This is a genomic window from Vibrio sp. B181a (assembly GCF_030248375.1).
Classification (GTDB): Bacteria; Pseudomonadota; Gammaproteobacteria; order Enterobacterales; family Vibrionaceae; genus Vibrio; species Vibrio campbellii.
The window spans coordinates 1-12,087 of sequence record NZ_JAHGAD010000015.1; the positions used below are offsets into that span (position 1 = coordinate 1).

Annotated in this window: 14 protein-coding genes; 5 read left to right on the forward strand and 9 right to left on the reverse strand. The window is 45.6% G+C overall.

The genetic code is table 11. The features are described from left to right. Positions 1-357: 357 nt before the first annotated feature. Positions 358-1,221 carry a 16S rRNA (cytidine(1402)-2'-O)-methyltransferase gene (gene rsmI / locus KIO97_RS07145; protein WP_005428578.1) on the reverse strand — a complete coding sequence of 288 codons (864 nt, stop codon included), beginning with the start codon at positions 1,219-1,221 and terminating at the stop codon, positions 358-360. A 68-nt stretch (positions 1,222-1,289) separates the two neighbouring features. Here rsmI and KIO97_RS07150 point away from each other — a divergent pair, with 68 nt between their 5' ends. From KIO97_RS07150 to KIO97_RS07165, 4 genes are read left to right on the forward strand one after another with little or no spacing between them, the layout of a single operon-like run. Next, positions 1,290-3,101 carry a penicillin-binding protein activator gene (locus KIO97_RS07150; RefSeq protein WP_045370013.1) on the forward strand — a complete coding sequence of 604 codons (1,812 nt, stop codon included), beginning with the start codon at positions 1,290-1,292 and terminating at the stop codon, positions 3,099-3,101. Further along, positions 3,088-3,456 (forward strand): YraN family protein, encoded by a 369-nt coding sequence (locus tag KIO97_RS07155; protein WP_285381717.1) that lies wholly within the window; start codon positions 3,088-3,090, stop codon positions 3,454-3,456. The genes KIO97_RS07150 and KIO97_RS07155 overlap by 14 nt, the downstream gene beginning before the upstream one ends. Before the next feature lie 3 nt (positions 3,457-3,459). Continuing rightward, positions 3,460-4,050, forward strand: coding sequence for a phosphoheptose isomerase (locus KIO97_RS07160; RefSeq protein ID WP_005428581.1), 591 nt, complete (start codon positions 3,460-3,462; stop codon positions 4,048-4,050). A 21-nt stretch (positions 4,051-4,071) separates the two neighbouring features. Then, positions 4,072-4,731: a BON domain-containing protein gene (locus tag KIO97_RS07165; protein ID WP_005528729.1), complete on the forward strand. Its 660-nt coding sequence runs from the start codon at positions 4,072-4,074 to the stop codon at positions 4,729-4,731. A 103-nt stretch (positions 4,732-4,834) separates the two neighbouring features. On the opposite strand, the gene sspB is transcribed toward KIO97_RS07165, so the two are convergent. From sspB to zapE, 8 genes are all read right to left on the reverse strand, one after another. Next, positions 4,835-5,314 (reverse strand): ClpXP protease specificity-enhancing factor, encoded by a 480-nt coding sequence (gene sspB, locus KIO97_RS07170; RefSeq protein ID WP_005528731.1) that lies wholly within the window; start codon positions 5,312-5,314, stop codon positions 4,835-4,837. Positions 5,315-5,333: 19 nt separating this feature from the next. Continuing rightward, positions 5,334-5,969 (reverse strand): stringent starvation protein SspA, encoded by a 636-nt coding sequence (gene sspA / locus KIO97_RS07175; RefSeq protein ID WP_005428584.1) that lies wholly within the window; start codon positions 5,967-5,969, stop codon positions 5,334-5,336. A gap of 96 nt (positions 5,970-6,065) precedes the next feature. Beyond that, on the reverse strand, positions 6,066-6,803 hold the full coding sequence (locus KIO97_RS07180; RefSeq protein WP_005436103.1) for a cytochrome c1: 738 nt from the start codon (positions 6,801-6,803) through the stop codon (positions 6,066-6,068). Continuing rightward, positions 6,800-8,065, reverse strand: coding sequence for a cytochrome bc complex cytochrome b subunit (locus KIO97_RS07185; RefSeq protein WP_005436097.1), 1,266 nt, complete (start codon positions 8,063-8,065; stop codon positions 6,800-6,802). Before KIO97_RS07185 ends, KIO97_RS07180 begins: the two co-directional genes overlap by 4 nt. After that, positions 8,065-8,655, reverse strand: coding sequence for a ubiquinol-cytochrome c reductase iron-sulfur subunit (gene petA, locus KIO97_RS07190; RefSeq protein ID WP_005436095.1), 591 nt, complete (start codon positions 8,653-8,655; stop codon positions 8,065-8,067). The genes KIO97_RS07185 and petA overlap by 1 nt, the downstream gene beginning before the upstream one ends. Before the next feature lie 548 nt (positions 8,656-9,203). After that, on the reverse strand, positions 9,204-9,596 hold the full coding sequence (gene rpsI, locus KIO97_RS07195; protein WP_005436094.1) for a 30S ribosomal protein S9: 393 nt from the start codon (positions 9,594-9,596) through the stop codon (positions 9,204-9,206). A 15-nt stretch (positions 9,597-9,611) separates the two neighbouring features. Next, positions 9,612-10,040, reverse strand: coding sequence for a 50S ribosomal protein L13 (gene rplM / locus KIO97_RS07200; protein WP_005372872.1), 429 nt, complete (start codon positions 10,038-10,040; stop codon positions 9,612-9,614). Positions 10,041-10,293: 253 nt separating this feature from the next. Then, complete coding sequence (zapE, locus tag KIO97_RS07205) at positions 10,294-11,397, reverse strand: cell division protein ZapE (protein ID WP_038890835.1); 1,104 nt, start codon at positions 11,395-11,397, stop codon at positions 10,294-10,296. Positions 11,398-11,594: 197 nt separating this feature from the next. Here zapE and zapG point away from each other — a divergent pair, with 197 nt between their 5' ends. Then, entirely contained in the window at positions 11,595-12,038 is a 444-nt protein-coding gene (gene zapG, locus KIO97_RS07210) for a Z-ring associated protein ZapG (RefSeq protein WP_005528741.1), read from the forward strand. Positions 12,039-12,087: the final 49 nt, after the last annotated feature.

The window sequence follows — 12,087 nt, forward strand, 5'->3', positions numbered from 1 at the left end:
AATCGGGAATCGGGAACATGATGCTCCGAGGGATAGTTTTGAAAGTAAAGTTGAAAAACGAACGGACGCCTGTATTAGCAACGCACTTTCTTAGCCTTATCTATGTAAACCTCAAAACTAACAACTCTTGCACGAAACGACTAAAGCGCACTTCCCGGTTTCCACCTTTCAAAGCAAAGCTTTCCCGAAGCACCAGCGCTCATAAACAAAAAGGGAGTCGCGTTAACGACTCCCATTCTTAATCTTATCTAGATAAATCTAGAGCTAACGTCTCTTGTGAGAAACGACTAACGTGCGCTCCTCGATTCCCGACTCTCGAAGCGAAGCGTTCCCGAAGCGTTAGCGCTCTACAAACTTCTAGCCCAGATTCTCTAAGCCCCACTTATACAGTGCATTTTTCTTTAGGCTGTAGATTTCTGCAGCAAGTGCCGCAGCTTTCTTCAATGGCAGCTCTTTCGTCAATATGCCCAGCGTACGGGTTGCTTCATCTGGCAACGTATCTTCAGTTGAATCGCGGTGGCCGTGGATAAGCAGAACCATCTCACCGCGCTGTTGGTTATCATCGCTTTTTACCCACTCAATCAGTTCGCCTAACGGCATTCCCTGAATGGTTTCAAAGGTTTTGGTTAGCTCTCGCGCCAAGACAACTTCTCGTTCTGGACCAAGAACGTCTAACATATCTTGTAGAGAGTCTAAAATGCGATGCGGTGATTCATAGAAGATACAAGTGCGTTCCACTGACGCAATTTCCAAGAACTTATCTTTACGGCCTTTGCTTTTCGGTGGTAGAAAGCCTTCAAAACTGAAGCGATCAGAAGGTAAGCCCGATGCACTTAACGCTGTGATGACCGCACACGCACCAGGAAGAGGCACAACTCTTACGCCCGCTTGACGACATTTTGTTACCAAGTGGTATCCTGGATCGCTTATTAGCGGCGTACCTGCGTCAGACACCAATGCAATTGACTGACCTGATAGTAGCTTTTCAACTAAAACTTGCGCCTTTTGCTGCTCATTATGATCGTGTAGCGCGAAAGTTTTGGTTTGAATATTGAAGTGAGACAGTAATTTGCCCGTATGTCGAGTATCCTCAGCGGCAATGATGTCCACATTCGACAGAACTTCGATAGCACGTTGTGTGATATCCGCTAAATTTCCGATTGGAGTCGGTACGATGTAGAGAGTTGGCCCCTCATTCGGCAACTTATTTTTATCTGTCATTTGTTTACCATCACTTCAACGATTAATATAGAGACAATTTTGTACAAAATTATAGAGAACTCACGGCAATGATGAACCATAAGAGACTCAGTGTACCACGCTTACTCACTCCTGTTGCACTGGCAATTACGCTCGCAGCCTGTTCTTCAGGCCCGCGACAACCAGACAGCGTAGACATTACACTTGAGCCGACACAGTCTGTTCAGAACTACATGATTCAAGCGGATAGCACCGAAGGCAGCTTGCAAAACGACTGGTTGATCATGGCGACCAAAGCAGCCATCCAAGCAAACGAATTGGATCAAGCTGAACTGCTGATCAAACGTCTTTCTCGTCAACAATTGACCGAAGTTCAACAAGCCGAGTGGCAATTAGCCCGTGCGACCATACAGCAAAAGCAAGGCAATTACTCTCAATTGCTACAAACACTGAACTTTAAACCTTGGTGGAAACTACCGAGCGAACAGTGGAAAGACTATTATGAGCTGCGTGCGGATGCTTACCAAAGCTTGAACCAACCATTCGAAGCAAACCGCCAGCTAGTCGCACAAGGTCAATATGCTTCGTCTGCCGAGCAACGTGAAATCTCTAGCCGTATTTGGATGAACTTTGGCAGCTACTCAGAGAGCGAACTGACATCACTGCAAACCGAACCAAACGAAGATGTGCTTGATGGCTGGTTACAGCTAGCTATTTATGCAAAGACGCTTTCAAGTAATATTCCTCAGCTGAAAAACACCCTTGAGCGCTGGCTAAGTGAAAACCCTTCACACCCAGCAGCCGTTTACACACCCGCTGAAATCCAAAACATCTTGTCGTTAGAAATCGTTAAGCCAAACAACACGGCGTTACTGTTGCCTCTAACGGGTAAGTTTGCTCCGCAAGCTCAGTTGATCCGTGATGGCTTCATTTTTGCGATGATGAACGATGACATGCGCGAGCCGAGCGCAACCTTAACAGTCATTGATACCCACGCTTACAGTGCGGATCAAATCAAGCAACGCCTGATCAACGAGAACATCGATTTTGTTGTGGGTCCTCTGCAAAAAGAAAACGTAGAGAAACTACAAGCGACCTTGGATGGTTCTGAAACTGGCGTAAAAATCCCAGCTCTTGCATTGAACATTCCTGAAGACGTTCAACCGGGTACTGACATGTGTTACTTAGCACTGTCTCCAGAGCAAGAAGTGGCGCAAGCGGCAAAGTACTTGTTCAATCAAGGCTACCAATTCCCAATGATTTTGGCACCGAACGGTGCTTACGGTCAGCGCGTGGTTGAAGCGTTTAATGAAGAATGGCGCAAGTACAGCTCAAACAAAGTGGCTTCAAGCTATTTTGGTGACAAACGCCAACTACAGAAGAACATCAACAACGTATTTGGCCTACAAGAAAGCCAACAGCGTATCGCACAAATGCAGTCTCTGATGCGCATTTCATTAGAAAGCCCACCACGTAGCCGTCGTGATGTGGATGCGGTTTACATTGTTGCTCGTAGCTCTGAGCTAACGCTAATCAAGCCATTTATTGAAGTGGCGATTAACCCTGATGCTAAACCACCGAAGTTGTTCTCTAACTCACGCAGTAACAGCGGTGGTGCAACGTACGAAGATCTTTCTGGCGTAGCATACAGCGACATTCCAATGTTGATTAACCCAGATCCAACCATCGCGGCAGAAATGAATGAGCTATGGCCAGATCAATCCAACATGGAAAAACGTCTTGAAGCGCTTGGTATGGATGCATACAAGCTGATCGGTGAGCTACCACAAATGAAGCTTCTGCCAGGTTACTCGGTTAGTGGTCAAACTGGTGTGCTAAGCATCAACAACAATTGTGTTGTTGAGCGTGAGCTAGACTGGGCTGAGCGTGGGGCTCTTTAGTAAGCGACAAATTGGTAATCAATACGAAACCCTGGCGAAGCAGTATTTGAAGCGCCAGGGTTTGCGCTTTTTAGATCAAAATTTTCTGACTAAAGTCGGCGAAATTGATTTAATCTTCCAACAAGGTGAAACTATCGTCTTTGTTGAGGTCAAATATCGTAAGAATGATAGCTTTGGCTCAGCAGCAGAAATGGTCACCCGCGCAAAAATGCGTAAACTAGTCAAAACAGCCCAAATTTGGCTAAGCCAGCAAAAACGCTCGGCGTACAATATCGATTATCGGTTTGATGTGGTCGCCATTCACGACAGTGGTCGAGACATCAACTGGATACAAAATGCAATCTCTGAAGGATAAACGATGCTAGACAGCATTAAAGACAGTTTTACAGAAAGTATTCAAATTCAAATTGCGGCAGCAGAAGCGCTGCCAGATGCCATCACTCACGCCGCTCAAGCAATGGTGTCGAGCCTACTCAATGGCAATAAAATCCTATGCTGTGGCAACGGTGGCAGTGCCTCGAACTCGCAACAGTTTGTCTCTTGCCTTTTGAACCGATTCGAAACTGAACGCCCTAGCCTACCAGCAATGGCTTTAACAGCAGACAACACAACATTGACTGCGGTAGCGAACGATTACCACTACCAAGAGATCTTCTCTAAGCAAGTACGCGCATTTGGCCAACCTGGTGACATCCTTCTGGCAATTTCGACCAGCGGTAACAGCAAGAACGTCACCAAAGCAATGGAAGCGGCGGTAACACGTGACATGACCATCATTGCTCTAACAGGTAAGGATGGCGGTGAGATGGCCGGCCTGCTTGGCGAGAATGATGTTGAAATTCGAATCCCATCACATCGCACAGCGCGCATTCACGAAGTACACATGGTGACACTTCACTGCCTGTGTGATCTAATCGACCAAGTACTTTTCCCAGCTCACGAAGAATAACTGAATTGAGAGTTTAGAATTATGATACGTAGTCTTGTCATTTTATGTGCCGCGCTCAGCATGAGCGGCTGTGCAGGTTTGTTTATTGCAGGTGCAGCCACTACGGCTAATATCGTCACGGATACCCGTACCACCAAAGAAATTTGGCAAGACAACAACATTGAATTCGAAGTCGCAGCGATCGGGAATAAAGCACCTTTTAAAGGAAAAGCACGCGTCGTTGCTAGCTCATACAATGGCACCGTAGTCCTAATGGGCCAAGCTCCTACTCAAGACTTGATTAACGAGTTTGAAAACAAGGCTCGTGAAGTGAAAGGTGTGAAGAACATTCACAACCAAATCAAACAGAAAGAACCTCTCAGCGTCACACAAATCAGCAACGACAGTTGGATCACAACCAAAGTGAAGTCTGCGCTGCTGACGGACAGTGAGCTCAACGGTGTGAAAGTGAAAGTCATCACCGAAGACAGCGACGTGTTCCTATTTGGTTACGTAACACCAGCACAAAGCGAGAGAGCAACAGAGATTGCACGTAATATTTCTGGCGTGAAGCAGGTCGTCAAGGGCTTCCAGTATGGCGATGAAAAGCCGTTAGAAGTAGAAGAGCCAGAAGCAGCGAACTCTGAGACGGCAGTGACAGAAGAAGTCACTGTGAAAGAAATAGATGGACAAGCAAACTAAGCCATTGGCATCAGGTGACGGCAACAACTTCAGTGGCTAGCCGTTTCATTGCTTGAATCGAAAAAATAGGTAAGAAAAAAGCAGCGTATTCACGCTGCTTTTTTTATTTGATAACTCGTAAGCTTGGTCTGCCTTTCGGGCGAGGCGCTTCTTCCTCTTCAGACTCCGAGTCCACGCTTTCTGATTCGTCACTCACGGTAGTGAAAGTCGGCGATTGTTCTTCTTCAACAATGCCTTCTTCTTCAATGTGAGTGTACGCTTCTTCCGGTTCAAACATGGTGCCTGCGCCATTCTCACGTGCGTAAATCGCTTGTACAGCGTACACAGGCACGATCACTGAATGTGGGCGACCACTAAAGCGGGCATGGAAGGTAATCGCATCATTACCCAACTCAAGTTGACCAACAGCACGTGGAGCAATATTCAGAATGATTTGACCATCTTGAATAAACTCAACTGGTACACGCACACCTGGCATAGTTGCATCTACAACCAAGTGCGGAGTTAAGTCGTTGTCTACTAGCCAATCGTAAAATGCGCGAAGCATGTACGGGCGGCGAGCAGTCATTTTTGCAATATCCATAACGTGTTATCTGAGCCGCTTAGCGAACTAGGCGCATTTCACGTTCAGCTTCAGTTAGAGATGCAAGGAATGAATCACGTTCAAATACGCGGTTCATGTAAACTTTGATCTCTTTTGAACCAGGGCCTACAAGCTCGATACCTAGTTGAGGCAGACGCCACAATAGTGGAGCTAGGTAACAATCGATTAGGCTGAACTCTTCACTCATGAAGTACTCGTACTCAGCAAAGATTGGTGCAAGAGTCAGAAGATCATTACGTAGTTTAGTACGTGCTTTTTCTGATTCTTCAGCGTTACCCTTAACAACTTTTTCAGCGAGTGAGTACCAGTTGCGTTCAATACGGTACATCATCAGACGGCTGTTACCACGAGCAACTGGGTAAACAGGCATTAGAGGTGGATGAGGGAAACGCTCGTCCAGGTACTCCATGATGATTTTTGAATCGTAAAGAGCTAGCTCACGGTCAACAAGAGTTGGCACTGATTTGTATGGGTTTAATTCAACAAGCTCAGCAGGAAGGTTAGCTTCATCAACAAGCTCAACTTCAACACTTACGCCTTTTTCAGCTAGTACGATGCGAACCTGATGGCTATACAAATCTGATGCACTTGAGAAAAGAGTCATCACAGAACGTTTATTGGCAGCTACAGCCATGGAGCCCTCCAGTACACTTACAAATAAAAATAATGGAGGCTAAGCCTCCATTATCCATCAATTAAAATTGGGAATTAGCACGGTATGATAGCACAATTAATGCACATCACGCCAATACTCTTTCTTGAGCATCACGACAACGATAGTTAATAGAACTAGGAAGCCCATAACCCACCAACCAAGCGCATGACGTTCAAGTTGAACTGGGTCACCTGAGTAAACTAGGAAGTTCACTAGGTCACCAACGGCTTTGTCGTATTCGCCAGAGCTTAGCTCACCCGTACCGTTAGTTTCAGTACCAACAACCACTTGTACTTCTTCACCGTCCACAACTTTCGTGCCGTAAACTGGCGTCGGGATACCTTGAAGCTCTTCAAGAACGTGTGGCATACCAACACTTGGGAAAACAATGTTGTTCACGCCGAATGGACGAGATGGATCAACATAGAAAGAGCGCAGGTAAGTGTACAGCCAGTCTGCACCACGAACTCGAGCAACCAGTGTTAGATCCGGTGGCGGAGCACCAAACCAATCGCCCGCTTGCTTCGCAGGCATCGCGTTCACCATTAGGTCACCGATTTTCGCTTCAGGGTCAAAAATCAGGTTTTCCTTCATTAGGTCAGCAGGAATATCCAAGTCTGTCGCTACTCGCTCGTAACGCTGGTATTGCGTTGAGTGACAAGCAAAACAGTAGTTCATGAATAGCTTCGCACCGTTTTGCAGCGAAGCTTTATCCGATAGGTCCACGTTCGCTTTGTCTAGCGGTACGTTGGCACCCGCTGCCATCGCTAGAGATGGCAACATAGCAAATAGAATTACAATCCACTTCTTCATTTGAATGTCACCCTCTCTGGTAATGGTTTGGTTGCTTCATTTTTGCTGTAGAAGAACAGCAGTACAAAGAACATGAAGTAACACAAGCTAAAGATCTGAGACAGAATTGTGTACAGCGGCGTTGCCGGCAGTGCACCCAAAATACCCAGAGCGATAAAGGCGATAGTGAACTGAACAATATTCAACAGGTGAAGTTTGCTACGGTAACGGTATGAACGTACTTTACAACGGTCCAACCAAGGTAGAACAAACAGTACTGCGATTGACGCACCCATTAGGATTACACCCAATAGTTTGTCTGGAACCGCACGCAAGATTGCATAGAACGGCGTGAAGTACCATACAGGAGCGATGTGCTCAGGTGTCTTCAGCGGGTTTGCAGCTTCAAAGTTAGGCGGCTCAAGGAAGTATCCACCCATCTCTGGGTTAAAGAACAGCACGTAACAGAAGAAGAACAAGAAGCCAGCGACACCAACCAAGTCCTTAACCGTACCGTAAGGGTGGAAAGGAATAGAGTCGATGATGTCGTATTTCTTCGTGTAGTAATCGTGGAACTTGAATTGCGTTTCGTAATCGTCGCCCATTGAGCCTTTTGGTAGCTTAGTCTCGATACCATCTGGGTTGTTAGAACCAACTTCGTGTAGCGCCAATACGTGTAGCACGACAAGAAGAAGTAGCACGATAGGCAATGCAATAACGTGTAGTGCGAAGAAACGGTTCAACGTTGCACCAGAGATGATGTAGTCACCACGGATCCAAAGCGTTAGGTCATCGCCAATAACAGGAATCGCACCAAACAGAGAAATGATTACCTGAGCACCCCAGTAGGACATCTGGCCCCATGGTAGTAGGTAGCCCATAAATGCTTCTGCCATCAGAACCAAGAAGATCAACATACCGAAGATCCAAAGTAGCTCGCGAGGCTTTTGGTATGAACCGTAGATCAGACCGCGGAACATATGCAGGTAAACAACGACGAAAAACGCTGACGCGCCAGTTGAGTGCATGTAGCGCAGCAACCAACCGTAATCAACATCACGCATGATGTATTCGATAGAAGCAAACGCGCCGTCACCAGAAGGAACGTAGTTCATCGTTAGCCAAATACCCGTCAGGATTTGGTTAACCAGTACCAACATTGCCAGAGAACCGAAAAGGTACCAAAAGTTGAAGTTCTTAGGCATTGGGTATTCAGACAAATGCTTTTTGTAAGCATTCATCGCGGGAATTCGTTTTTCAACCCAGTCTAATAGTGCTTGCATTATGCGTCTCCCTCATCAACACCGATCATGAGCTTCGTATCACTCAAGTACATGTGCTTAGGAACCACAAGGTTCAGAGGTGCAGGAACACCTTGGAACACTCGACCAGCCATATCAAACTTAGAGCCGTGACATGGACAGAAGAAGCCAGACTTAACGCCTTGTACTTGCTCTGAGAAGGTGTCAGGTAGATAGGTTGGTGAACAACCTAAGTGAGTACAGAAGCCAACTGCCACGAAATACTCAGGTTTGATCGAACGATGCGCGTTCTGAGCATAAACTGGCTGTTGTTCCATTTCCGATTGTGGGTCACGAAGCTGTCCGTCGATGTTCTTTAGGTTATCCACCACTTCTTGAGTGCGACGTACAACCCATACAGGCTTACCTTGCCACTCAACACGAACCATCTGACCGGCTTCGATTTTACTGATATCCACTTCCACCGGTGCACCCGCAGCTTTTGCTTTGGCACTCGGATTCCATGATTTGATAAAAGGCACGGCGACGGCAGCTGCCCCTAATCCACCAACAACTGCCGTTGTAGCGGTTAGAAAACGCCTGCGACCGTTATTTAAAGGCGCGTTGCTCATCCAAACATTCTCCCATTTGCTCCCTTTGGATCGTTATTATTCCGCTTATAAGAGCATGGCTAACAAATAATGAATTTAGTTCTATTTATTGGGGGGAAATGATAAAGAAAACCCTACTTTTTGACAAGATAAAGCTACCTTTTTGTAACAATTGTGAGGCAAATCGCTCACGCCGTCACAAAAGCGGCAAAATTATAAAAAATAGATGTGATTTGTAACAAGAAAGCGAAACGAAGAATGGCTAGAAATAGGATAAAAAGCCTTGTATTCCGGCTGTTTTCAGTCAATTACGTAGAAAGATCTTTCAAGAATGTGAAGGTACTCTCCACTTTTGTTATCTCAGTTTTGTAGCACGAAGAAAACCAGAAAACATGCAGATAAAGCGATCAAATGTTGCGAGGATATTAAGTAAGAAAGTGAAAGCAAACGCGAGAAGAAAAACGGACTTTTTCAAGCTTTAGAAAAACAAAAAGCTCGGCATATAGCCGAGCTTTGGTACACAGTATCCAGAGTAACTCTGGACCAGCATAATTTCCGATAAGAGGAAATTAACGCTTAGAGAACTGTGGACGACGACGTGCTTTACGTAGACCAACTTTCTTACGTTCAACGCAACGAGCGTCACGAGTAACGTAGCCAGCTGCACGTAGAGTAGGACGTAGAGACTCATCGTATTCCATAAGAGCGCGAGTGATACCGTGACGGATAGCACCTGCTTGACCAGAAATACCGCCACCTTTAACAGTAACGTATAGGTCTAGCTTCTCAGTTAGTTCAACTAGCTCAAGAGGTTGTTTAACAACCATGCGAGAAGTTGGACGACCGAAGTACTCATCAAGGCTACGCTTGTTGATTACGATGTTGCCGCTGCCTGGTTTGATGAAAACACGCGCAGCTGAGCTTTTGCGACGGCCAGTGCCGTAGTATTGATTCTCTGCCATTTTCGAAATCCCCAATTAGATGTCTAGTACTTGTGGTTGTTGAGCAACATGGTTGTGCTCAGCGCCCGCGTAAACTTTAAGCTTACGGTACATAGCACGGCCTAGAGGACCACGTGGAAGCATGCCTTTAACTGCAAGCTCAAGAGCCATCTCAGGTTTACGATCGATCAGCTTTTCAAAAGTGATAGATTTTAGACCACCTGGGAATTCAGAGTGACGGTAGTACACTTTGTTCTTAGCTTTGTTACCAGTTACAGCAACTTTCTCAGCGTTGATAACGATGATGTAATCACCAGTGTCAACGTGAGGAGTGTATTCAGCTTTGTGTTTGCCACGTAGGCGAGATGCAATTTCACTTGCTAGACGACCAAGAGTTTTACCCTCTGCGTCTACAACGTACCAGTCGCGTTTTACAGTTTCTGGTTTAGCAACGAAAGTTTTCATGCTAATAATAACCCGTTAATTAAAATTTAAACTTTAAGGAACACCCAATAGTGCTCCCACACTGTCTAAGAGCCCAGTCATCACCCCTTCGAGTCGTTGGTTCTCTCGACCTTCTATGTCGAAATAACTTCGATAATCAGGTCTGCAGTAACGGTGGGTCGCAGGATTATAGAGAAGAGCGAAGAAAAAATCACCTTTTTTTGCGTTAAATCACGAATTTTTTCTTCACTTTTTTAAGATGAGTTGCTGATTTTTACGCCAGATGCTCTCTAGCGAGGTATTCGTGGCTTTGCATCTCGGTCAATCGAGACAGACAACGTTTAAACTCAAATTCCAACTGCCCTTGCGTATAAAGGGATTCCATCGCCACTTCTGCAGAAATAATCAGTTTGACGTTACGCTCGTAGAACTCGTCCACCAACGCAATAAAGCGTCGCGCGGCATCATCTATCTTACGATCCATCTGCTTTACGTCTGCCAGCAATACCGTGTGGTAGATACGAGATAATTCAATATAGTCATTCTGACTACGGGGCGTTTGGCATAGTTGCTCAAAAGAAGCATGTAGCACGCCATCACTAGCTTCAATCACCGCCACTTCGCGATGGTTAATTTCAATGCTGTTTGCTGCAACTTTTCTTTCACCAATCAGTTGGTGGTAATACTTATTAAGGTTGACGGAGGCTTGTTCATCCAGCGGGTAATGGTAGATTTCCGCTTGTTGCAGAGTGCGTAAACGGTAATCCACCCCACTGTCGACATTGAGCACATCACAGCGCTGAACGATCATATTTATCGCAGGTAAAAAACGGGCTCGTTGCAAGCCATTACGGTACAGGTTTTCTGGCTCAATGTTCGAGGTTGCGACCAAAATCATTTGGCGCTTAAACATCTCTTGTAGCAAAGTCGCCAAGATCATCGCATCGGTAATATCCGAGACAAAGAACTCGTCGAAACAGACAATATCCGCCTCTTTTTTGAATAAATCAGCGACTTTCGAGAGCGGATTTTCCACTTCTCCAAGGCGTTTGAGCTCATCGTGCACACGATACATAAAACGGTGAAAATGCACTCGCATCTTTCTTTCCGTCGGCAAAGCATCAAAAAACGCATCCATTAAATAGGTTTTACCTCGCCCTACTCCGCCCCAAAAATATAACCCTTTTGGTGGCTCTGGCATTTCTGGCTTTTTACCGAGAAGTTTCTGCCAAGTGCTAAGCTGTGGAATAGGTGCAGACTGAAATTCTGCAATCGCATGGTAGAGTTTATCTAAAGCAACGACAGCGTTATATTGGGCTTCATCACGCTGGAATCCATGCTCTGCTATGTCTTGTTGGTATCGTTGTAATGGTGTCATGGCATTGAGTCGTATCAGAGGTACAGAGAAAATTTGTCACCTCGGGGACAGCTTTGAGAATAGAGAGAAGTGGATATCAGTCCCCGAAAACATACCGCTATTTTTCTTTATCGGCTGTTCAAGCCATAGTAACATGGACAAGCACCGCGTGTAACTAAGTAGTAAAAGACTTGTTAAAACAACTATAAGGAGCAGTTATGCCTTGGATTTATGCCATTGTGGGTTTGCTGGTCGGTACAATCGTTGGCGTAGTCATTAGTCGACTAACCACCCCCGAATACAAAAAACAAAAGTCTGTGCAAAAAGAACTCGAAGCAGCCAAGTTTGAACTAGAGCAACAACGTCAAGAGCTCGTCGATCACTTTGCACAAACTGCAGAAATGTTGGATACCTTAGGTAAAGATTACACTAAGCTATACCAACATATGGCGAAAACGTCTTCAGAACTTCTACCCAACTTGCCTGAGCAAGATAATCCGTTTGATAAGAAGACAGCAATGTCGACTGAATCGATCGAAGAAGACCAATCAGACGTCAGCGAACAACCGAAAGACTATGCCAACGGCGCAACCGGTCTTTTGAAGGATCAGGAAAAAGAAATCATCGACGCACCAGAAGCTGTCACGGCTAAAGCGTCTTAATCCCCCCCTTTCCTACCTAACTGGGTCAATACATACGCATTTCTTATCA